Here is a 22,022-nt window from a genome sequence, read left to right on the forward strand (position 1 = left end):
GCGGATGTCACCCGACGGGCCTAGCCTGGTGCGGGAGGCCCGCGATGAGCACCACGTACCCCCCTCCCGACACCACCCGCCGTTCCCACCGCTGGTGGGGGCTGGCCTTCATCGGCACCGCCCAGCTGATGGTCGTGCTCGACGCGACCATCGTGAACATCGCCCTGCCGTCCGCCCAGCGCGAGCTGCACATGTCGGACACCAACCGGCAGTGGGTGATCACCGCCTACACGCTCGCCTTCGGCGGCCTGCTGCTGCTCGGCGGACGGGTCGCGGACCTGCTGGGCCGCAAACGGACGTTCCTGGCCGGCCTCGTCGGCTTCGCGGTCGCCTCCGCGATCGGCGGCGCGGCGCAGACGGACTGGCAGCTGTTCGGCGCCCGTGCCCTGCAGGGCGTCTTCGCGGCGACCCTCGCACCGTCCGCGCTCTCGCTGCTGACGACGACGTTCACCGAACCGCGGGAGCGGGCCCAGGCGTTCGGCGTCTTCAGCGGCATCGCCGGTGCCGGGAACGCGATCGGGCTGATCACCGGCGGCGTGCTGACCGAGTACCTCGACTGGCGCTGGTGCATGTACGTCAACGCCCCCATCGCCGTGGCGGCCTTCCTCGGCGGCTCGTGGTCCCTGCACGACCACCGCCCCGAGCGGCGGCCCCGGCTGGACGTCCCCGGCGCCCTGCTCGCCTGCACCGGCCTGGTCGGCGTGGTCTTCGGCTGCAGCGAGGCGTCCTCCCTGGGCTGGGACAGCCCGCGGGTCCTGGGTTCGCTGAGCGCCGGCGGGCTGCTGCTGGGGCTGTTCGCCGTGCGTCAGACCCGGGCGGCGACCCCGTTGCTGCCGCCCCGGATCGTTCGCGACCGCAACCGCACCGGGGCGTTCCTCACCCTCGCCCTGGCCGTCGTCGCCATGTTCGGGATGTTCCTGTACATGACGTACTACTTCCAGAGCGTCCTGGACTACCGGCCCGTGGAGGCGGGCCTGGCGTTCCTGCCGATGTCCGCGACGATCATGCTGACCAGCACCCAGCTCTCGCCGCGCCTGCTCCACCGGCTGCCCCCGCGGGCCCTGCTCTCCTCAGGAGCCCTGCTGGCCGCCGCCGGCCTCTTCCTGCTCACGTCCCTGCCCATCAGGGCGGAGTACGCGGGGCACGTCCTGCCGTCCACGATCCTCTTCGGGCTCGGCATGGGCCTGATCTTCGTGCCCGTCGTGGACACCGCCACGAAGGGGGTGGACCCGGCGGACGCGGGCGTCGCCTCCGCGACGGTCAACACCTGCCAGCAGGTGGGCGGTTCGATCGGAACGGCGCTCCTGAACACGATCGCGACGAGCGCGACGGCGGCCTACCTCGCGGCCCGCCGCCCCGCGGCGACCCCGGCCGTCGTCAAGTCCGCCGTGGTGCACGGCTTCCATGTGGGCCTGGCGTGGGCGTCCGCGATCATGCTCCTGGCGGCGGTGACGGCGTGGGTCCTGATCGTGGCCGGGCCACCGTCCCGCCGCGAGGCGGCGGAGAGGGAGCTGGAGGGCGAGTACGACCCGCACCGCATGCGGGCGGGTCGGTGACGGGGGTTCGTCCCCACCCCGCCCTTTCACCGTTTCCGCAGGGGCTGCGCCCCTTCGCAACCCTCTCGCGGGCGGGGGCGCGCGGGGGCGGGGCGGGCGGAGCGCGCGGGGGCTTCACCCCTGCGTCGCCACCGGGGCTCCGCACCGGGCCCGCATTTCGGGGGCGTCGCCCCGGACTTCGCAATGCGGCTTCGCCGACCCTCGGACGGGCTGAATTCACGCCTGGGCGCACACTTCAGCCCGTCCGGCGTTTGAGGACGAGCGGCGAAGCCGCGATACGGGGTCCGGGGCGCAGCCCCGGTGGGGGCGCAGCCCCGGTGGGGGCGCAGGGGGCGGAGCCCCCGCACCCACCGCGCGGAGCACGGTGCCGGGCCGAGGGGTCCAGGGGACGCAACCCCGCAAAGGGGGCCAGGGGCAGAGTCCCGGCAGGGGTGCAGGGGACGGAGCCCCCGCCCGCCCGCGCGGAGCGCGGGGCCCCGGGGCCCCCCCGGGGCCCCCGGGGGGGGGCCGGGGGGCCCCCCCCGGGGGAAACGGGGAAGGGGGGGGGGGGGGAAGGGGCCCCCCCCCCCCCCCACCCCCCCCCCCGGTTTTTTAACCCCCCCCCCCCCCGGGGTGGCGCAGGGGCGCAGCCCCTGCGGAAACGGTGAAAGGGCGGGGCGGGGAAAGGTCACCCCACCACACGCAACGCGCGCTCCGTGTTGTTCAGCCGCCGCCCACCCGACTCCCCGCACACCACGATGTCCTCGATCCGCACCCCGAACCGCCCCGGCAGATAGATCCCCGGCTCGATCGAGAAACACATCCCCGGCACCAGCGGCTGGTGCTCCCCCTCCACCATGTACGGCGGCTCGTGCGTCGTGACGCCGATCCCGTGCCCCGTCCGGTGGATGAAGTACTCGCCGAAACCGTTCCGCACGATCACCGCCCGCGCCGCCCGGTCGACGTCCTGGCACGCCGCCCCGGGGCGCACCGCCTCGAACGCCGCCTGCTGGGCCTCCCGCACGACGTCGTGCACCTTGCGCTCCTCCGCGGTCGGCTCGCCGACGTGCACGGTGCGCGTCGTGTCGGAGCCGTAACCGCCCAGCAGACCGCCGAAGTCCATGACGACCATGTCACCTTCCTCGATGACGCGGTCCCCCGAATCGTGATGCGGATCGGCCCCGTTGGGCCCGGAACCGACGATCGTGAAGTCGACCTGGGAGTGCCCGTGCTCGCGCAGCAGCCGGTCCAGGTCGGCCGCGACCTCCAGCTCCCGCCGCCCCGCGAACGGCCGCTCCACGATCTCCCCGTAGACCGCGTCGGCCGCCGCCCCCGCCGCCGCGAGCCGCTCCACCTCGGCCGCGTCCTTGACCGCCCGCAGCATCGGCAGGGCCTCGGTCAGCGCGGCGTAGCCGGCGCCGGGGCGCAGGCGCTGGAGGGCCAGCAGGTGCAGGGCCCAGGTGTTGTCCGAGACGCCGTAGCGGCCGTGCGCGTCGAGGTGCCCGGCGGCCACGTCGTACGGATCCTCGGCGTCCCGCCAGCCCGTGATGGTCAACGCCGAGGCGCCCGGGGCGCGTTCGGCGCCGCCCCGCTCCAGCTCGGGGACGATCAGCAGGGGCCGCCGGCCGGGGACGAGGATCAGGGCGGTGAGCCGTTCGGAGCCGGGCGAGGCCCGGTAGCCGCAGAGCCACACCAGGTCGGGGCCGGGCGAGACGACCAGCCCGGAGAGGCCCTCCTGGGCCGCCGCCCCGGCGGCACGCTCCATGCGGGCCGCGTAGTCGCCGGGGGTCTCGGCACCGGAGGGACCGTCCGCCGTCATAGGAGCCATGGGGGCAGCGTAATCCGGGTGGAGACGTTCGGCAGGGGATCTCTACCCCACGGGTGACAGGTCTCTCCTCCCCTGGGAGGAGGGTTCCCCCACCCCAGGACCGATTTCCCCCTGATATTCCAAGGATTCGTTGTCTCCGGATAAAGAGCGTCCCTAGCGTAGGTCTGCCCGCACAGACATTCCCATCCCGTCTCCGGGCCGTGCCGTCACCAGCTTGAGGGGGAGCTCCACACCATGTTCCGACGAATCGGACGGTTCGCCGTCCACCGGCCATGGCTCACGATCGTCGCGTGGATACTCGCGGCGGTCGCGCTGGGCATGCTGGCGCCGGGCCTGAAGTCCACCAGGGACCAGGCGGAGTTCCTGCCGTCGCACTACGAGTCGGTGAAGGCGGGCAAGCTCCAGGAGAGGGCCTTCCCCCAGACCGAGCAGTCCGCGTCGATCATCGTCTTCAAGCGCGCGGACGGCGGCAAGCTCACGGCCACGGACAAGCAGGACGTCGTCAAGGTCTCGGACGGCCTGCAGAGCAAGCACTTCGAGAAGATAGCCAAGGTGGCGACGAGCCCCCAGGCGGTCTCCCCGAACGGCGAGATCGCCCTGGCGAACATCATCTCCACCGACAAGGACCTGTCCGACGCGAAGCTGCTGGACTCGGTCAAGAAGCTCCGCGAGGACGCCAAACCCCTGCTGAAGAGCACCCAGTTGAAGATGGGCGTCACCGGCCAGGCGGCGTCCACCCTGGACGCGCAGGACTCCTCCGGTGACACGGACGCCCTGATCATGATGGCCACGCTCGTGCTCATCGTCGTGCTGCTGCTGGTCATCTTCCGCAGCCCGCTGATCGCGATCCTGCCGGTGATCATCATCTTCCTCGTGGCCTCGGTCGCCAACGGCCTCATCGGGACCGCCGCCGAGGTCGGCGGGCTCAAGGCCGACTCCAGCATCACGCCGATCCTGATCGTCGTGCTCTTCGGCGTCGGCACCGACTACATCCTCTTCCTGCTCTTCCGCTACCGCGAGCTGCTGCGGGCCGGCAAGGAGCCGAAGGCGGCCCTGGCCGAGGCCGTGGCCCGGGTCGGCGAGACCATCGCCTCCGCCGCCGGCGCGGTCATCGCGTCCTTCCTCGCCCTGCTGCTGTCCACCATGGGCATGATGAAGGCGATGGGTCCGTCGCTGGCGATCGCCGTCGGCGTGACCCTGGTCGCGGCGCTGACCCTGGTCCCCGCCGTCTTCTCGCTGCTGGGCCGCGCGGCGTTCTGGCCGTCGAAGTCCTGGAAGAAGACCCCGAAGAACCGCATGGCCAACGGGGTCGGCGGCATGGTCGCCCGCCGTCCGGCCGCGGTGGCGCTGCTGTCCACCACGGTGCTCGCCGTGCTCGCGGTCGGCGCGTTCAGCTTCAAGTCCAAGTTCGACATGGACAGCCAGCTGCCCGACAAGCTGGAGTCCGTCCAGGCGATGAAGGACCTGCAGAGGGGCTTCTCCGCCGGCCAGGCCGACCCGGCCATGGTCTACCTGGAGTCGAAGGACAAGGCCCCGCTCGACAAGAGCGAGCTGAAGGCGTTCCACGACAAGCTGACCGCGGTGAAGGGCGTGTCCCAGGTCGCGCCCGCCGTCCCGAGCAAGGACGGGACGGTCGCCCAGTACACCGTCATCACCAAGGACAAGCCCACCGCGGACAAGGCCATCGAGGTGGTCGGCAGCGACCTGCGCGACGCCGCGCACCAGGCCGCTCCGCAGGGCACCGAGGCCCTGGTCGGCGGCACCTCCGCGGTCCTCGCGGACATCGAGAAGGCCGTCGCGCACGACTACAAGGTGGTCTTCCCGGTCGCCGGTCTGGCGATCATGCTGATCCTGGGCCTGCTGCTCCGCAGCCTGGTCGCGCCGGTCTACCTGATGCTCGCCGTGGCCCTCGGCTTCGGCGCCACGCTCGGCTCGACGGTCTGGCTCTTCCAGGACCTGAAGGGCGAGAACGGCATGCTGTTCATGCTGCCGATCATCATCTATCTCTTCGTGGTCGCGATCGGTACGGACTACAACATCCTGATGGTCGCCCGCCTCCGGGAGGAGGTCCGCAAGGGCGTGCCCCCGCGGCAGGCCGTCCGCACGGCCGTGGCCCAGTCCGCGCCGACGGTCTCCTCCGCGGCGATCATCCTCGCCGGTACGTTCGGCGTGCTGCTGCTGGCCGACAACTCGATGCTCCAGCAGATGGGCTTCGCGGTGGCCTTCGGCATCCTGCTGACGGCCTTCGTGATGGCGATGCTGCTGGTGCCGACGGTCACGTCGCTGCTGGGGCACAAGGCGTGGTGGCCGGGCCACCAGGACGCGGTCCGGCCCTCGGAGCCGGACGACCACGAGGCGGTACCGGACGCCCCGTCCTACTCGGGTCACCGATAGGCCCCACCCCACCCCGTCCCTTCCCGGCAGCACCGATGTGCGGCTCCGCCGCGCGAGGGGCGGGACCCCGGACCCCATGACGCGGCCGCGCCGCGTCGGTCCTCAAGCGCCGGACGGGCTGATTCAGCCGGTCCGGCGCTTTGCGTGCAGCACCCGGAGGGCGGAGCCCCCGGACAGGGGCAGGGGGCACACTCCGGCAGGGGTCGAGGGGCGGAGCCCGATCGAGGAGCGAAGGAGCGCAGCTCCGAGCGGGGGGAACCAGGGGACGCAGCCCCGAGCGGTGGTCCAGCGGACGCAGCTCCAGTCGGGGGCCAGGAGCACACCCCCGGCAGGGGCCCAGGAACACACCCCCGGCAGGAGTGCAGAGGCACACCCCGGCAGGGGTCCAGGGGGCGCAGCCCCCGGTGGGGTGCAGGGGCAAAGCCCCGCCCACCACGCGGAGCGTGGACCCTGTACCCACCACGCGCAGCGTGGACCCGTACCCGCCGCGCAGAGCGCGGCCCCCGCCCCGCGGGGTGGCGCAGGGGCGCAGCCCCTGCGGAAACGGTGAAAGGGCGGGGCGGGGACAAACAAAAGAGCCCGGGCAGAAGCCCGGGCTCTCCTCCTCTGAGCCGCCTGTCGGGTTCGAACCGACGACCCCCTGTTTACAAGACAGGTGCTCTGGCCAACTGAGCTAAGGCGGCACGCGGAAGAAGTCTAACCGGACTCCCCCGTCCCCCCGCCCGTGATTTTCACGACGTCCCCCACCCCTGCTGACAACCGCCCCCCGCAGCGGTAGCGTCACCCGCAACCCGGCCCAATTGGACTGGACCACTCCCTCTACTCGGATCGTCCGGCACGTTCCTGCCGGTGAAGGGACCGCATCACCATGGCCACGGTCACGTACGACAAGGCGACCCGGATCTACCCCGGCGGCGACAAGCCCGCCGTCGACCAGCTCGACATCACCATCGAGGACGGCGAGTTCCTCGTCCTCGTCGGCCCGTCCGGCTGCGGCAAGTCGACCTCGCTGCGCATGCTCGCGGGGCTGGAGGACGTCAACGCCGGCGCGATCCGCATCGGCGACCGCGACGTCACGCACCTCCCGCCCAAGGACCGGGACATCGCCATGGTGTTCCAGAACTACGCGCTCTACCCGCACATGACCGTCGCCGACAACATGGGCTTCGCCCTGAAGATCGCGGGCGTGCCGAAGGCCGAGATCCGGCAGAAGGTCGAGGACGCGGCGCGCATCCTGGACCTCACCGAGTACCTGGGCCGCAAGCCCAAGGCGCTCTCCGGCGGCCAGCGGCAGCGCGTCGCGATGGGCCGGGCCATCGTCCGGGAGCCGCAGGTCTTCCTGATGGACGAGCCGCTGTCCAACCTGGACGCCAAGCTGCGCGTGCAGACCCGCACCCAGATCGCCGGCCTGCAGCGCCGCCTCGGCATCACCACGGTCTACGTCACCCACGACCAGGTCGAGGCCATGACCATGGGCGACCGCGTGGCGGTGCTCAAGGACGGGCTGCTCCAGCAGGTGGACTCGCCGCGCAACATGTACGACCGCCCGGCCAACCTCTTCGTCGCCGGCTTCATCGGCTCCCCCGCCATGAACCTGGTCGAGGTGCCGATCACCGACGGCGGCGTGGAGTTCGGCAACAGCGTCGTCCCGGTCTCGCGCGAGGCACTGTCGGCGGCCGCCGGCAAGGGCGACCGGACGGTGACGGTGGGCGTGCGCCCCGAGCACTTCGACGTCGTCGGCCAGAGCGGCCAGAGCGGACAGGGAACCGGCGACGCGTCCCCCGCGCTCACCAAGGACGCCTCGGCCGGCCTCGCCGTCACCGTCAACGTGGTCGAGGAACTGGGCGCCGACGGCTACGTCTACGGCACGGCCGAGGTCGGCGGGGAGCGGAAGGACCTCGTCGTCCGCGTCAACGGGCGCAACGTCCCGGAGAAGGGCTCGACCCTGCGTGTCGTCCCCCGCCCGGGTGAGCTGCATGTGTTCTCGACGTCGTCCGGCGAGCGGCTGAGCGATTGATTCACGCCGCCGGGCCCCGCCCGTGCCGCCCCGGTACGGGCGGGGCCCGGCGGGCCCCGCGGCCGGTCAACCGGGCGCCCGCGGGCCCGCGCGGGGGCCTCCCCTGGTCCGGCCGCGCGGGCGTCAACCGATCGCGCGCGGCCGCCGAAACAAACGTCACTCGACAGGGTGACTAAATGTCGCGGGATCATTACGCCTCGCTACCATCTGCGGCATGAACCAGGCCGCCCGCCGCATCGGCAGAACCCTCGCCCTCGTCCTCCCCGTCGTCCTCGTGCTCTCCGGGACCCTCGCGGTGACCCGCGTCCCGTGGGCGGCGCCCAACGCCGAGTCCCAGGTCCTCACCGCGTCCTCGGACGCCGCCTCCAGCCAGGCCAGGGCCCGCGCCCCGCACGAGGTGCTGCGCGACAAGCTGCTGACCGAGCTCCAGGAGAAGAACCCGGGCGTGGCCCTCACCCACCTCCAGGAGGCCACCAACGGCCGCCCCTCACTGGCGCGTTATTGCGTGGACATCGCCCGGGTGCTGGGCCAGGCGGCCCGCGCCAAGTACCACTCGGCGGTGAAGGCCCAGGCGTACTCCCGCCCCGTCTGCGACACCTCGTACGCCGCCGGGGTGACCCAGGGCCACTGACGGGCCCTCCCGGCGAAAGGACGGATCCCTCCCGAGGACGGGCCTCTCCCGGCGAAAGCCTCCCTTGCGGTGCCCGCCGGTCGCACCGCACCCCGCGGCACGGCATATCGTGCGGGGCATGACCGGCACGCACCCCGCCCCCGCACCCGCGCAAGCCGTGATCCTGGCCGGTGGCCAGGGGTCACGGCTTCGCCCTTACACCGACGACCGCCCCAAGCCGATGGTGGAGATCCCCGGCACGGGCGTCCCGATCATCGGGCACCAGCTGGCCTGGCTGGCCGCCGAGGGCGTCACCGACGCGGTGGTCTCGTGCGGCCATCTGGCCGAGGTCCTCCAGGCGTGGCTCGTGTCGGCCGACCTCCCGCTGCGGGTGACGACGGTCGTCGAGCAGGAGCCGCTCGGCCGCGGCGGCGGCCTCAAGCACGCGGCGGCCTCGCTGCCCCGTCCCGACCAGCCCTGGTACGCCACCAACGGCGATATCTGGACCCGGTTCTCGCTGCGCGACATGGCCGCCTTCCACCACGAGCGGGACGCCACCGCCACCCTGGCGCTGGCGCGCCCGCGCATCCCGTGGGGCGCGGTGGAGACCGACGAGTTCGGCCACGTCCTCGACTTCATCGAGTCGCCGCCCTCGCCGTACCTCATCAACGCGGGCGTGTACGTCTTCTCGGCCGGCTTCGCGGACCTGCTGCCGGAGCGCGGCGACCATGAGCGCACCACGTTCCCCCGGCTGGCCCGCGAGCGCCGACTGGCCGGATTCCCGCTGCCGCAGGGCTCGTACTGGCGGGCCATCGACACGGCCAAGGACCTGACCGAGGCCGCCCGCGAACTGGGCGGCTGACCCAGGGCAGTTGAGCTGACCCAGGGCAGTTGAACGGCCCCGTACCCGGAACCGGGTACGGGGCCGTTCGCGCGGCCGGCGGACGGATCAGCCGAGGAGGCCGCCGAGGGCGCCACCGCCGCTGAGACCGCCGGAGGAGCCGTTGCCGCCCGACGTCCCGCCACCGCCCGTGCCACCGCTCGTCGCGGCACCCGTGGGGCTGTGCGGCGCGGCCGGTGCGGCGGGCCGCTGGTGGGGCGTCTGGGGCGCGGGACGGGGCCCACCCGAAGTGGCCCCCGGACGGCTGGAACCGGCCGGTCCCGTCGGGGACTTGGCGGCCCCCCGGGCCGGCGGGGTGGCGGACGGGGTGGCCGTCTTGCGACCGGTGGCGCTCGGCCGGGGGCTGCCCGGGCCGGTGGGACCGTGGGTGCCGCGCCGGGGGGTGCCGGTCTCCGGCCGCGGCGCGAACGGCGAGCCGGGCAGGCTGTTGACCGGCGGCGAGGACGGGCTGCCGGGCAGGGTGGCCGGCTGCGCGGAGCGGACCGCGCCGCCGAGCATCGAACCCGTCAGCAGCGTCAGCCCGATGAGCACGGTCGCCATCACGGCGCCGCGGCGCAGCACCCGCCGCCGCAGCTCCCCGATCGCGGCCCGCGGGCCGAGCTTGCGCCACGCCTCGCCGGCCAGCCGGCCGTCGACGGAGTAGAAGGGGGCGCCCGCGATGACCAGCGGGCTCCAGGCGGCCAGGTAGATGATGTCGGGCGTGTCGTAGGCGGGGTGGGTGCGCCAGCTGACGGTGACCAGCAGCGCGATGGACAGCAGAGCGCCGACGGCGGCGGCGAGCCGCTGCCAGAGGCCGAAGATGGTCAGGACGCCGACGATGATCTGGAGGAAGGCCACCGTCAGGCCGGAGCCGACGGGGTGGGCGAGGGCGAACTCCCGCAGCGGCGCCGCGGCGTCCCAGGGGTGCAGGGAGGTCAGCCAGGTGACCATGGAGCCGCGCTTGCCGCCGTCGAAGTAGACGGGGTCGCACAGCTTGCCCATGCCGGCGTAGACGGAGATCAGCCCGAGGAAGATCCGCAGCGGCAGCAGGACGACGCCGAGGTTCATCCGGCGGCCGGGATAGTAGGCGTGCCGGACGGCATCGTCCTGACGGGAGCCGCCCGCCCGCCCGTCGTCCTCGTCGGGCCAGTCGGCCTCCTCGTCGAACTCGCCGTCCGGGTACGGCTGTTCGTCGAACGCCCCGGTCGCGGGGCGCATGCCGCGCAGGAGCCGGGTGTGCTCCTCGGCGGGGCCCCGGGGCCCGACCACGGTGGCGGGGGCGCCCCCGTCGACGCCGAGGCGCGGCAGGACCTGGGTGGCACCCGCGTCACCGCCGCCCCCGACGGCGGCGTGCATGGCCTCCAGCAATTGGGTGGGGGCCGCGTCCCCGGGCGCCGCCCGCCCGCTCCACACCACGGGCGCCCGGCGCCTGGCCGGGCCCTTGACGGTGGGCAGCTGCGCCGTGTCGGCGGCGATCCCGGCGAACTGCCGGGCGCGGTGCGGGGGACGCGCGAGCTGCACGCGGAAGCTCAGGTGGTTGCCGGAGACCTGCGCGGGATCGGACGGGACCTTCACCGTACTCAGCGCGGGCTGGTCGTCGTACCCGGAAGAGCTTCCCCCCGTAGGTGTGCGGGGTGTTCTGGTGTCCACACTCATCTAACCGAGTGACCAGAGGTTAGGACACTGCCTTGACCGACACGGGTGTCCGAGACCCGTCAACCTGGCTGCGCCGCCCGTACGAGGACGGCGCAGCCGTTCGCGCTACGCGCGGCGGCGGGCCGCCTCGTAGAGGACGACGCCGGCCGCGACGCCCGCGTTGAGCGACTCCGCGCCGCCCGGCATCGGGATGCGCACCCGGAAGTCGCAGGTCTCGCCGACGAGCCGGGACAGGCCCTTGCCCTCGCTGCCCACGACGATCACGACCGGGCCCTCCAGGGCGTCCAGCTCGTGCAGCTCGACGTCGCCGTCGGCGGCCAGGCCGACGACCATCAGGCCCTCCTTCTGGTACGCCTCCAGCATCCGCGTCATGTTGGTGGCGCGGGCCACGGGGGTGCGGGCGGCGGTGCCGGCGGAGGTCTTCCAGGCGCTGGCGGTCATGCCGGCCGCGCGCCGCTCGGGGACGACCACGCCGTGGCCGCCGAAGGCGGAGACGGAGCGGACGACGGCGCCGAGATTGCGCGGGTCGGTGATGCCGTCGAGGGCGACGATCAGCGGGTCCTCGCCGTTGCCGGCGGCGGTGGCCGTCAGGTCCTCGGGGTGGGCGTAGTCGTACGGCGGCACCGACAGGACCAGGCCCTGGTGGTTGAGGCCGTTGGTCATCCGGTCCAGCTCGGGGCGGGGGGCCTCCATGAGGTTGAGGCCCTTCTCGGTGGCGAGCTGGATGGCCTCGCGCACGCGCTCGTCGCTGTCCACGAACTGCTGGACGTAGAGCGTGGTCGCGGGGACGCCCTCGCGCAGCGCCTCGACCACGGAGTTGCGGCCGACGACGAGCTCGTTGGTGCCCTTGGGGCCGCCGCGGCGCGGGGCCGGGCGGCGGGTGGCCTGCTTGGCCTGGGCATTGGCGACGCGGTTCTTCTTATGGCCCTTGCGCATGTGCGCGGGCGGGGTCGGGCCCTTGCCCTCCAGGCCCCGGCGCCGCTGGCCGCCGCTGCCGACCGTCGCGCCCTTCTTGTTGGACGTGCGGCGGTTCCTGCGCTGGCTGTTGCCGGCCATGGGGTCACCTGTTTCTTTACTGCTCAGAGCCGCCGGGACAGCGGCTCAGTAAACGTACGTACGAAAAGTGTCGCTCAGGACAGCGACCAACGCGGACCGGACGGGGTGTCCTCGATCGCCAGACCGGACTGCTGGAGCTGGTCGCGGATGGCGTCGGCGGCGGCCCAGTCCTTGCGGGAGCGGGCCGCCTGGCGCTGCTCCAGCACGAGACGGACCAGGGAGTCCACCACGCCGTGCAGGTCGTCGCCGCGCCCGGCGCCGCCGGCCCACCGCTCGTCCAGCGGGTCCAGGCCCAGGACGCCGAGCATCGCCCGGACCTCGGCCAGGCGGGCGACGGCGGACTCCTTGTCGTCCGCGCTCAGCGCGGCGTTGCCCTGGCGCACGGTGGTGTGGACGACGGCGAGCGCCTGCGGGACGCCGAAGTCGTCGTCCATCGCCTCGGCGAACGCCGGCGGCACCTCGGACGCCGGCTCCACCGCGCCCGCCTTCTCGACGACGCGCTGCACGAAGCCCTCGATCCGGGCGAACGCCGACTCGGCCTCGCGCAGCGCCTCAGGGCTGTACTCGATCATCGAGCGGTAGTGCGGGGTGCCCAGGTAGTAGCGCAGGACGATCGGGCGCCACTCCTTGACCATCTCCGAGACCAGCACGGAGTTGCCCAGCGACTTGGACATCTTCTCGCCGCTCATGGTGACCCAGGCGTTGTGCGCCCAGTACCGGGCGAAGTCGTCGCCGAAGGCCTTGGCCTGGGCGATCTCGTTCTCGTGGTGCGGGAAGATCAGGTCGAGACCGCCGCCGTGGATGTCGAAGGCGGTGCCGAGGTATTTGTGCGCCATGGCCGAGCACTCCAGGTGCCAGCCCGGGCGGCCGCGGCCCCAGGGGGTCTCCCAGCTGGGCTCGCCCTCCTTCGCGGCCTTCCACATGGCGAAGTCGCGCGGGTCGCGCTTGCCGGTCTCGCCCTCGCCGGAGGGCTGCAGCAGGTTCTCCAGCTCCTGGTTGGAGAGCTGGAGGTAGCCGGGGAAGGAGCGGACGTCGAAGTAGACGTTGCCGTCGGCCGCGTAGGCGTGACCGCGCTCGATCAGCCCGCGCATCATCTCGATCATCTCGGGGACGTGCCCGGTCGCCCGCGGCTCGACGGTCGGGCGCAGGCAGCCCAGCGCGTCGTAGCCGTCGTTGAAGGCGCACTCGTTCGCGTAGCCGATGGACCACCACGGGCGGCCCTGCTCGGCGGCCTTGTTGATGATCTTGTCGTCGATGTCGGTGACGTTGCGCACCAGGGTCACGTCGTAGCCGCGGTAGGTGAACCAGCGGCGCATGATGTCGAAGTTGAGCCCGGAGCGGATGTGGCCGATATGCGGCGCGGCCTGCACGGTCGCGCCACAGAGGTAGATCGAGACGCAGCCCGGGACGATCGGGGTGAAGTCACGGATCTGCCGGGCGCTGGTGTCGTACAGGCGAATAGTCACGGAACCAGGGTAGTGGGCCCCGGGCAGTGCCTCGGGCCCGCGGGGCGAGGAGCGGGCGTGACGCCACCGCCACCCCGACGCTCATCCACTTTGCCCGCTATTTAATGTTTTGCGGCAAAAATACAATTCCGCGTGATAGCTTCCCGGGCACACCTCGGGACAGGCGGGCGCCGCGGACACCAGGAGGGGCGTTGCACTCCACTCTGCCGCCACAGCAGGAGCACTCGGAACCCCCACGGACCGCGCCGCACGCCCCGCCGCCGTCGCCGGGCGGACGGGCGGGCAGGGTCGCCGCCCTGGACGGGCTGCGGCTGTGCGCGGCGCTGATGGTGGTCGCCTACCACTGGATCGCCTTCGGCAGCGGCGCCTGGGACGCCCCGGCCCGCGCCGTCTTCCCCACGGCCCATCTGCCGGCCTCCTACGGCTGGCTGGGCGTCCAGCTGTTCTTCCTGATCAGCGGGTTCGTCATCTGCATGAGCGGCTGGGGCAGGAGCGTCGGGGAGTTCGCCGCCTCGCGCGCCGCCCGGCTGCTGCCGGCCTACTGGTTCGCGGTGCTGCTGGTGGCCCTCGTCGTGCGGCGGTGGCCGACGGTCAACTCGGCCCCCTCCCTGCGGGAGGTCGCCGTCAACCTCACGATGCTCCAGGAACCCCTGGGGGTGGAACCCGTCGACGGCGTCTACTGGACCCTGTGGATCGAGGTCCGCTTCTACCTCCTCTTCGCCCTGGTCGTCGCGGCCGGCCTCACCTACCGGCGGGTGCTGGCCTTCTGCGGCCTGTGGGCGTGCGGAGCGCTCGTCGCCCGCGCGACCGGCGACGACGTCCTGCGGGAGGTCCTGCTCCCCTACGACTGCTGGTACTTCGTCGCGGGCATCGCCTTCTACCTGATGCACCGCTTCGGGCCGAACGCGCTGCTGTGGGGCATCGTCGGGACGTCGCTGCTGATCGCGCAGCACGACCTGGTGGCCGCCCAGGCCAGGGCCGAGTCCCACATGGGCCACCGGGTGCCGCACTGGCCGACCCTGCTGCTGCTCGTCGTCTTCTTCTCCGCGATGTCCGCCGTGGCCCTGGGCTGGACACGGCGGCTCGACTGGCGTTGGCTGTCCACCGCCGGGGCGCTCACATATCCGCTCTATCTGCTCCACGAGCGCGTCGGCTGGGTGCTCATCAAGCGTGTGGACGGCCGGGTGCCGGCCCACGTACTGCTGCCCGTCCTGGTGGTGGCGATGCTGGTGGCCGCCCGGCTGGTGCACGTGGGGATCGAGCGCCCGCTGGCCCGCAGGGTCCGCGACGGGCTGCGGCGGGCGACGGCCGCCATCGGAACCGGCTGACCGCCCGCACCGTACGGACATCCCATGGACACCGGACGGTCATGAAAGGGCACGGATGAGTACCACCATCCAGGGGAGACGGTGGAGAAAAACAGGGACAGGAGACCACTGTCACGGTCATCCGGCCACCCCCTGTGTCAGCATTCCCGCACACCCCCACTACGTACGACGATCCGACAAGTCACGGAAGAGGACGACATGCGCTTCGCCCGGCGAGGTGGCCCCGACGGCAGCCCGGCGACCGCCCGGCGGCAGGCACCCAGACTCGTTGTCCTGGACGGTCTACGCATCGTGGCGGCCCTCATGGTCGTGGTCTTCCACTACACCGCCCTGCGCGGCGGCTGGGGACAGAATCCCGACGAGGTCTTCCCGGTCCTGCGCACGGCCACCCGCTACGGCTGGATCGGCGTCGAGGTCTTCTTCCTGATCAGCGGCTTCGTCATCTGCATGAGCGCCTGGGGCCGGTCGCTGGGCGACTACGTGGTCTCCCGGGTCTCGCGGATCTATCCCGCCTACTGGTTCGCGATCTTCCTGACCGCGGGCGTCATCACGCTGTGGCCGCAGGTGCGCAGCGTGGAGGGCATGGACGTCGTCTTCACCAACCTCACGATGGTCCAGGAGGCCTTCGGGGTCTGGGACGTGGACGGCGTCTACTGGACGCTCTTCATCGAGCTCAAGTTCTACGTGCTCTTCGCGATCGTGGTGGCCACCGGCGTCACGTACCGCAAGTGCGTGCTCTTCTGCGGCCTGTGGACGCTGGCCGCGGTCATAGTCCCCAAGTCGGACAGCAAGCTGCTCGAGATGTGGGCGATGCCGCTCTACACGCCCTACTTCGTCGCGGGCATCGCCTTCTACCTGATGCACCGTTTCAAGCCGACCGCGCTGCTGTGGGGCATCGTCGGGATGTCGCTGCTGATCGCCCTGCACGGGGTGCCCAAGCGGGTCGCCGACAACACCAACGCCGGCATCCCGACGCTGCCCGCCAAGGTGATAGTGGTCGCGGCGTTCGTGATCATGGCGCTGATCGCGCTGGGGTACTTCAACCGGATCCAGTGGCGCTGGCTGACGACGGCGGGCGCGCTGACCTTCCCGCTGTACCTGATCCACCAGTACATCGGCATGACCGTCATCCACGGCCTGCGCGAGCACGTCCCGCCGTACCCGCTCGTCGGCGGCCTGATCGCGGCGATGCTGCTGGCTGCCTGGCTGATCCAGCGGTACGTCGAACGCCCACTGGGCAAGCGGATGCGGCGCGCGCTGCAGCGCGGCATGGAGGAGGTCCGCCGCGAGTCGGCGCCCGCGCCGGCGGCGGTACTCCGCAAGCCGGAGCCGAAGGACACCCTCCCGGTCCTCCAGGAACCCCGCAACCACAACAAGCAGTACGAACCGGCGGAGCCGGGAGCGTGACGCAAAGCGCCGGACGGGCTGATTCAGCCCGTCCGGCGTTTGAGGATGACCGCGCGAAGCGCGGTTTCGGGGGGCCAGGGGGCGAAGCCCCCTACAGCGACCCCACCACCCTCCGCGGAGCGATCCGTACGACGACCCGCTGCGCGTCCTCCCCCGCCGCCGGGTTGAAGTCCGCGTAATCCTTGCCCGTGTACTTCCGCGAGAGCTCGTCGATCAGCTCCGGCCCGCCCTCGGTGGTGACCGTCGCGACGCCGCGCACCTCGGCGTAGGTGTACGGCGCGTTGGGCGGGTTCACCAGCACGGTCACCCGCGGGTCCCGCCGCAGGTTCCGCTCCTTGCGGCGCCCGACCGTCGTGGAGATCAGCAGGTCGTCACCGTCCCGCTTGATCCACGTGACCGACAGCTGCGGACTCCCGTCGGGCTGGACGGTCGCGATCGTGACAAAGGCGGGGTTGTCGTCGAGGTACTGCTTCAGGTCGTCGGAGAGTTCGGCGGACACGGCGGGGTCCTTCCGTGGAGACGACGGATCTTCGATCCACCGTATCCGCGCCGCGGGTTCAGCGCCGGGGAACGACCAGCGCCGTGGCGATCGCGGCGAGCCCCTCCGCACGCCCGGTGAGCCCGAGGCCGTCCGTCGTCGTCCCGGAGACGTGCACGGGCGCGCCGACCGCCGCGGACAGCACCTCCTGCGCCTCCGCCCGCCGCTTGCCGATCTTCGGGCGGACGCCGATCACCTGGATCCCGACGTTGCCGATCTCGAAGCCCTCGGCCCGGACGATCCGGGCGGCCTCGGCCAGCAGGGTGACGCCGGAGGCACCGGCCCACTCGGGCCGCCCGGTGCCGAAGTGCGCCCCGAGGTCGCCGACCCCCGCCGCGGAGAACAGCGCGTCGCACGCCGCGTGCGCGGCCACATCGCCGTCGGAGTGCCCGGCGAGGCCGTACCCCGCGTCCTCCCAGAGCAGGCCCGCGCACCACAGCTCGCGGCCCTCCTCGAAGGCGTGCACATCGGTGCCGATGCCGACCAGCGGCAGGGGCGCGTCAAAAACCATCATTGGCCCTCCTGCGGGCGATCACTGCCTCGGCCAGCACCAGGTCCAGCGGCCTGGTCACCTTGAAGGCCTCCTCGTGGCCGGGGACGACGACCACGGGCACGCCGAGCCGCTCGACCATCCCCGCGTCGTCGGTGGCGCCCTCGCCCGGCGCGCCCTCGAACCGCCGGTGGGCCTCGTCGAGCGTGCGGCGCTCGAAGCCCTGCGGGGTCTGCACGGCACGCAGCAGCGCGCGCTCGGGGGTGGCGACGACAGGCTCGGGCCCGTCCTCGCGCGGCTCGACCCGCTTGACGGTGTCGGCCAGCGGCAGGGCGGGCACCACGGCGGGGGAACCCTCGCGCACGGCCGCGACGACGGCGTCGACCGTGTCGACCGGGACGAGGGGACGGGCCGCGTCGTGGACGAGGACCACACCGACGTCCCCGGGCAGCGCCCGCAGGCCCAGGCCCACGGACTCCTGGCGGGTGGCGCCGCCGGGGACGACCAGCACCTCGGTCCGGTCGCCGGCGAGCGGGAACTCGTCCAGCAGGGCCCGCACCCCGGCCTCGTCGTCCGGCGGGGCCACGACGACGACCAGCGAGACCGCGCGGGAGGCCGCCATGGCCCGGACCGCGTGGACGAGCATGGGGGTGCCGCCGAGGGTGCGCAGCGCCTTGGGCGCACCGGGGCCGAGCCGGACGCCCCGGCCGGCCGCGGGAATGACCGCCGCGGTCCGCGCGGTCGTCGCAACAGTGGCTCGATCAGACATTGCGTTGGCGTTCAGGTTTGCTTCCTCGGCCGGATTGGGTATGGCCTGGGGTGCCCCCTGCTCCTGGAGCTCGGGGGGTGCCCGGCGCTCCGCCGTGACCAGCCCCTTCCGTGACGACTGGTCTCGGGCAGGGCCGCCCGGGTGCACGACACCGGCGCCGCCGGTGCAGAGATGCCGCAGCGCCCGTCGGATGACGTTCGTCATCGCACGGGCACCGCGGCAGTTCTGCGTCTGGCTGCGTTCACCGTCCGGCTCGGCGCGTCCGGGATGGGGACGGCGAGGCCGGGCAGGGGTACGTCAGGAGGCGAGGACCTCGTCGAGCAGGGCCTCGGCCTTGTCCTCGTTGGTGTTCTCCGCGAGGGCCAGCTCGCTCACCAGGATCTGGCGGGCCTTGGCCAGCATGCGCTTCTCGCCGGCGGACAGGCCGCGCTCGCGCTCACGGCGCCACAGGTCGCGGACCACTTCGGCGACCTTGATCACATCGCCGGACGCCAGCTTCTCCAGGTTCGCCTTGTAGCGGCGGGACCAGTTCGTCGGCTCTTCGGCGTACGGCGCGCGGAGCACCTCGAAGACCCGGTCGAGCCCGTCCTGGCCGACCACATCGCGCACACCGACGAACTCGGCATTGTCCGCCGGCACCCGAACCGTCAGGTCACCCTGGGCGACCTTCAGCACCAAGTAGGTCTTGTCCACGCCTTTGATCTGGCGAGTTTCGATGGCCTCGATCAGCGCGGCCCCGTGATGGGGATAGACCACGGTGTCGCCAACCTTGAACGTCATGTGACAGGTACCCCTTCCGTGGCTATCCAGTCTAACACGGGAACTGCGCGTTCTGAATGGCGTTTCCGCAGGTCAGGGCATATCTCGGGGCTTGACAACAGCGGCCGGGACGTGCTGCGGGAGGGTTCCGGAAGCGGGTATTCGCAGGTGGGAGCGGTTGTCCGGGGGAAGTGAAACGAGCACGTTACACGTACCGGAGGAGCCTCGCGAGCGGTCGAACGTCCCGTTTTGCCGGGGTCCGGTCGGCGCACTTCCCGTACTCCGTTCGGGGCGGACGAACCATCGGCGTGCCTTCTGTGCGCGGATTACGGAATTGATCAAGCCGAACTTGATCAATTCCGTAACTCGCTCCCCTTGGGTCCCGCATTCCTTACCGATAATCCGCCCGGACGGGTCTTCGGCGAGTCCTCTTATAAGCCGGTCGCAGTCCCCTCGGGGGCCGAGTGGACCTTGAGGGGCGGGTCGGGTGCGGGGCCCGTCGGACGGCTCGGTAACCTAAGCGCGCTGACACACCTCTTACTTCGTCCAAGGAGATGCCGCCGCCGTGAGCAGCAGCCTTCGACGCGGCGCTCTCGCCGCCACCGTCCTCGCGCTCTCGATCGCCACGCTCTCCGCCTGTGGGGCGGGGAACGACGCACAGACGCTCGAGGTCAAGCCGGACAACGCCGCAGTCGCGGTGGGTGACATCAAGCTCCAGAACATCAATGTGATCACCCAGCCGGAGCTCGACGCCAAGGGCCCGGCCGTGATCACCGGCCAGCTCTTCAACAACGGCGACAAGGACCAGACGCTCAACGCGGTCAAGCTGCCGGGCAAGAACGTCGCCGTGCGCCTCTCCAGCCCCAAGGGCTCCGGTCCGGTCGTCGTCCCGGCGGGTGGCTCCCTGACGCTCGGCGGCAAGGGCAACGCCTCCGCGGTCCTGCCCGACGGCCGCGAGAGCATCAAGGACGGTGAGCAGCAGCAGCTGTCCTTCACCTTCAGCAAGACCGGCGACGTCCGGATCGGCGCCTTCGTCGTGCCCGCGACGAGCTACTTCAAGGAGTGGGGTCCCAGCGAGGCCCCGTCCGCGCCGGCCAAGAACGGCCAGCAGGGCAAGCCGGGCTCCTCGGCCTCCACTCCCGCCTCCACCCTCTCCACCGGCAAGGCCGAGGAGAAGAAGGGCGAGAAGGACGCCGGCGAGAAGGACGCCAAGAAGAACGAGAAGAACCGGCAGGCCACGGCCACGCCGGACGCCGGTCGCTGACCGGGCACGCGGGAGGGCCGGAAGCCTCGGGCTTCCGGCCCTCCCGCGTGTGCCCCTCCGGGCCGGCCTACGGCTCGAACTTGTAGCCGAGGCCGCGCACCGTCACCAGGTAGCGCGGGGCCCCCGGGTCCGGCTCGATCTTGGCGCGCAGGCGCTTGACGTGGACGTCGAGCGTCTTGGTGTCGCCCACGTAGTCCGCGCCCCAGACGCGGTCGATCAGCTGCATGCGGGTCAGCACCCGGCCCGCGTTGCGCAGCAGCATCTCCAGCAGGTCGAACTCCTTCAGCGGCAGGTCCACCTTGCCGCCGGCGACGGTGACCACGTGGCGGTCCACGTCCATCCGGACCGGGCCGGCCTCCAGGGCGGCGGGGGCGACCTCCTCCGGCTCGCCTCTGCGGCGCAGCACCGCGCGGATGCGGGCGACCAGTTCGCGCGAGGAGAAGGGCTTGGTGACGTAGTCGTCGGCTCCTATCTCCAGGCCGACGACCTTGTCGATCTCGCTGTCCTTGGCGGTGACCATGATGACGGGCACGTTGGAGCGGCCGCGCAGTTGCCGGCAGACCTCGGTGCCGGGCAGGCCCGGCAGCATCAGGTCGAGCAGGACGAGGTCGGCGCCGTTGCGTTCGAACTCGTCCAGGCCCTCGGGGCCGGTGGCCGCGACGGCGACCTCGAACCCCTCCTTGCGGAGCATGTAGGACAAAGCGTCGCTGAAGGACTCCTCGTCCTCGACGACGAGCACTCGGGTCACGGGATGACCTCCGGTGGGGTCTCGGGCTGGCTCATGGGGGTCACGGGAGGACCTCCCGGGAGGGGAGGCCGGTGTCGAGGCGGTCGTCGCCGGTGACGGGCCGGACGCGGTGGCGGTCGCGGACCAGGCCGGCCTCGGGCAGGCGGAGGGTGAAGGTGGAGCCCTGGCCCTCGGCGCTCCAGACCGTGACCTCCCCGCCGTGCGAGGCGGCCACGTGCTTGACGATCGACAGACCGAGGCCGGTGCCGCCGGTGGCGCGGGAGCGGGCCGGGTCCACGCGGTAGAAGCGCTCGAAGACGCGCTCGCGGTCCTTCTCGGAGATGCCGATGCCCTGGTCGGTCACGGCGATCTCGATGAGGTCGCCGCCGGGGGCGGCCACCCGGCGGGCGGCGATGCCGACGCGGGTGCGGGCGGGGCTGTAGTTCACGGCGTTCTCGACGAGGTTGCCGAGGGCGGCGGCGAGCTGGCCGCGGTTGCCCCAGACGTGCAGGCCGGCGACGCCTCCGGAGGCCATCGTGATCTGCTTGGTGCCGGCCTGGTGGCGGCAGCGGTCGACGGCCTCGGCGACGAGCTCCTCGACGGCCACCGGCTCGGCGTCCTCCAGCGGGTCGTCGTTCTGCACCCGGGAGAGGTCGATGAGCTCCTGGACGAGGTTGGTCAGCCGGGTGGCCTCGATCTGCATCCGGCCGGCGAAGCGGGTGACGGCCTCGGGGTCGTCGCTGGCGTCCATCACCGCCTCGGAGAGCAGCGACAGGGCGCCGACCGGGGTCTTGAGCTCGTGGCTGACGTTGGCCACGAAGTCGCGGCGCACGGCCTCGATGCGGCGGGCCTCGGTGAGGTCCTCCACCAGCAGCAGGACCAGGCGCGAGCCCAGCGGCGCGACGCGGGCGGAGACCGCGAGCGCCTCGCCGCGGCCGGTGCCGCGCCGCGGGAGGTCGAGCTCGACCTGGCGTATCTCGCCGTCGCGCCGGGTGTCGCGGGCCATCTGGAGCATCGGCTCGACGGCGAGCTTCCCGCCGCGCACCAGGCCCAGGGCGTACGCCGCCGAGCTGGCCTTGACCACGGCGTCGCCCTCGTCGAGCACGACGGCCGAGGAGCGCAGGACGGAGAGCACGGTGTCCACGCCGGGCGGGAGGACCGCGTCGGTGTGCAGGGAGCTCCGGGTGGGGCGGGCCTGGTCGCGCTCGCTCCAGCGGAACGCGAGCATGGCGATCACGCCGGTGCACAGCCCGGCGAGCGCTGCCGCTGCGGCGACCGCCGCGTCCACGTTCATGGCT

At 72.2% G+C, this 22,022-nt stretch carries 18 protein-coding genes and 1 tRNA gene; 8 read left to right on the top strand and 11 right to left on the bottom strand.

The genetic code is table 11. The features are described 5' to 3' along the window. The first annotated feature begins 44 nt into the window (after positions 1 to 44). On the top strand, positions 45 to 1,556 hold the full coding sequence (locus tag I5Q34_RS17835) for an MFS transporter (protein WP_199893281.1): 1,512 nt from the start codon (positions 45 to 47) through the stop codon (positions 1,554 to 1,556). A 667-nt stretch (positions 1,557 to 2,223) separates the two neighbouring features. On the opposite strand, the gene I5Q34_RS17840 is transcribed toward I5Q34_RS17835, so the two are convergent. Further along, complete coding sequence (locus I5Q34_RS17840; RefSeq protein ID WP_199893399.1) at positions 2,224 to 3,354, bottom strand: aminopeptidase P family protein; 1,131 nt, start codon at positions 3,352 to 3,354, stop codon at positions 2,224 to 2,226. 243 nt (positions 3,355 to 3,597) lie between these two features. Here I5Q34_RS17840 and I5Q34_RS17845 point away from each other — a divergent pair, with 243 nt between their 5' ends. Continuing rightward, positions 3,598 to 5,757 carry an MMPL family transporter gene (locus I5Q34_RS17845; protein ID WP_199893282.1) on the top strand — a complete coding sequence of 720 codons (2,160 nt, stop codon included), beginning with the start codon at positions 3,598 to 3,600 and terminating at the stop codon, positions 5,755 to 5,757. Between the two features lie 609 nt (positions 5,758 to 6,366). Here I5Q34_RS17845 and I5Q34_RS17850 read toward each other — a convergent pair. Continuing rightward, a tRNA-Thr gene (locus tag I5Q34_RS17850) sits at positions 6,367 to 6,440 on the bottom strand. A gap of 185 nt (positions 6,441 to 6,625) precedes the next feature. On the opposite strand from I5Q34_RS17850, the gene I5Q34_RS17855 reads away from it, so the two are divergent. The 3 genes from I5Q34_RS17855 to I5Q34_RS17865 all read left to right on the top strand — a co-directional run bounded on the left by I5Q34_RS17855 (position 6,626) and on the right by I5Q34_RS17865 (position 9,246). Then, positions 6,626 to 7,774 (top strand): ABC transporter ATP-binding protein, encoded by a 1,149-nt coding sequence (locus tag I5Q34_RS17855; protein ID WP_199893283.1) that lies wholly within the window; start codon positions 6,626 to 6,628, stop codon positions 7,772 to 7,774. Between the two features lie 214 nt (positions 7,775 to 7,988). Then, positions 7,989 to 8,405 carry a hypothetical protein gene (locus I5Q34_RS17860; protein ID WP_199893284.1) on the top strand — a complete coding sequence of 139 codons (417 nt, stop codon included), beginning with the start codon at positions 7,989 to 7,991 and terminating at the stop codon, positions 8,403 to 8,405. A 118-nt stretch (positions 8,406 to 8,523) separates the two neighbouring features. Beyond that, positions 8,524 to 9,246: a nucleotidyltransferase family protein gene (locus tag I5Q34_RS17865; protein WP_199893285.1), complete on the top strand. Its 723-nt coding sequence runs from the start codon at positions 8,524 to 8,526 to the stop codon at positions 9,244 to 9,246. An 87-nt stretch (positions 9,247 to 9,333) separates the two neighbouring features. On the opposite strand, the gene I5Q34_RS17870 is transcribed toward I5Q34_RS17865, so the two are convergent. The 3 genes from I5Q34_RS17870 to cysS all read right to left on the bottom strand — a co-directional run bounded on the left by I5Q34_RS17870 (position 9,334) and on the right by cysS (position 13,442). Beyond that, positions 9,334 to 10,920, bottom strand: coding sequence for a DoxX family protein (locus I5Q34_RS17870; RefSeq protein WP_199893286.1), 1,587 nt, complete (start codon positions 10,918 to 10,920; stop codon positions 9,334 to 9,336). A 105-nt stretch (positions 10,921 to 11,025) separates the two neighbouring features. Further along, positions 11,026 to 11,976: a 23S rRNA (guanosine(2251)-2'-O)-methyltransferase RlmB gene (gene rlmB, locus I5Q34_RS17875; RefSeq protein WP_199893287.1), complete on the bottom strand. Its 951-nt coding sequence runs from the start codon at positions 11,974 to 11,976 to the stop codon at positions 11,026 to 11,028. A gap of 74 nt (positions 11,977 to 12,050) precedes the next feature. Beyond that, the gene (cysS, locus tag I5Q34_RS17880) at positions 12,051 to 13,442 is read right to left on the bottom strand and encodes a cysteine--tRNA ligase (RefSeq protein ID WP_199893288.1); all 1,392 of its coding nucleotides are present in this window, start codon (positions 13,440 to 13,442) and stop codon (positions 12,051 to 12,053) included. Positions 13,443 to 13,633: 191 nt separating this feature from the next. Here cysS and I5Q34_RS17885 point away from each other — a divergent pair, with 191 nt between their 5' ends. Continuing rightward, the gene (locus I5Q34_RS17885; RefSeq protein WP_199893289.1) at positions 13,634 to 14,770 is read left to right on the top strand and encodes an acyltransferase; all 1,137 of its coding nucleotides are present in this window, start codon (positions 13,634 to 13,636) and stop codon (positions 14,768 to 14,770) included. A 198-nt stretch (positions 14,771 to 14,968) separates the two neighbouring features. Further along, complete coding sequence (locus I5Q34_RS17890) at positions 14,969 to 16,177, top strand: acyltransferase (RefSeq protein WP_199893290.1); 1,209 nt, start codon at positions 14,969 to 14,971, stop codon at positions 16,175 to 16,177. A 91-nt stretch (positions 16,178 to 16,268) separates the two neighbouring features. Here I5Q34_RS17890 and I5Q34_RS17895 read toward each other — a convergent pair whose 3' ends face one another. From I5Q34_RS17895 to I5Q34_RS17910, 4 genes are all read right to left on the bottom strand, one after another. Beyond that, positions 16,269 to 16,676 carry a PPOX class F420-dependent oxidoreductase gene (locus I5Q34_RS17895; protein ID WP_199893291.1) on the bottom strand — a complete coding sequence of 136 codons (408 nt, stop codon included), beginning with the start codon at positions 16,674 to 16,676 and terminating at the stop codon, positions 16,269 to 16,271. 58 nt (positions 16,677 to 16,734) lie between these two features. After that, positions 16,735 to 17,226: a 2-C-methyl-D-erythritol 2,4-cyclodiphosphate synthase gene (ispF, locus tag I5Q34_RS17900; protein WP_199893400.1), complete on the bottom strand. Its 492-nt coding sequence runs from the start codon at positions 17,224 to 17,226 to the stop codon at positions 16,735 to 16,737. Further along, a complete protein-coding gene (ispD, locus tag I5Q34_RS17905) occupies positions 17,216 to 17,974 on the bottom strand; it encodes a 2-C-methyl-D-erythritol 4-phosphate cytidylyltransferase (protein WP_199893292.1) in 759 nt (252 codons plus the stop codon). Before ispD ends, ispF begins: the two co-directional genes overlap by 11 nt. A 297-nt stretch (positions 17,975 to 18,271) precedes the next feature. Further along, positions 18,272 to 18,754: a CarD family transcriptional regulator gene (locus tag I5Q34_RS17910; RefSeq protein ID WP_003953493.1), complete on the bottom strand. Its 483-nt coding sequence runs from the start codon at positions 18,752 to 18,754 to the stop codon at positions 18,272 to 18,274. A gap of 544 nt (positions 18,755 to 19,298) precedes the next feature. Here I5Q34_RS17910 and I5Q34_RS17915 point away from each other — a divergent pair. Continuing rightward, complete coding sequence (locus I5Q34_RS17915) at positions 19,299 to 19,997, top strand: DUF461 domain-containing protein (protein ID WP_199893293.1); 699 nt, start codon at positions 19,299 to 19,301, stop codon at positions 19,995 to 19,997. 67 nt (positions 19,998 to 20,064) lie between these two features. Here the strand turns inward: I5Q34_RS17915 and I5Q34_RS17920 are convergent, their stop codons facing one another. Together I5Q34_RS17920 and I5Q34_RS17925 are read right to left on the bottom strand one after the other, a co-directional pair. Continuing rightward, positions 20,065 to 20,745 (bottom strand): response regulator transcription factor, encoded by a 681-nt coding sequence (locus I5Q34_RS17920; protein ID WP_073757197.1) that lies wholly within the window; start codon positions 20,743 to 20,745, stop codon positions 20,065 to 20,067. 40 nt (positions 20,746 to 20,785) lie between these two features. Then, the gene (locus I5Q34_RS17925; RefSeq protein ID WP_199893294.1) at positions 20,786 to 22,018 is read right to left on the bottom strand and encodes a cell wall metabolism sensor histidine kinase WalK; all 1,233 of its coding nucleotides are present in this window, start codon (positions 22,016 to 22,018) and stop codon (positions 20,786 to 20,788) included. Positions 22,019 to 22,022 lie beyond the last annotated feature (4 nt).

It is taken from the genome of Streptomyces sp. AV19 (assembly GCF_015999245.1).
Lineage (GTDB): Bacteria > Actinomycetota > Actinomycetes > Streptomycetales > Streptomycetaceae > Streptomyces.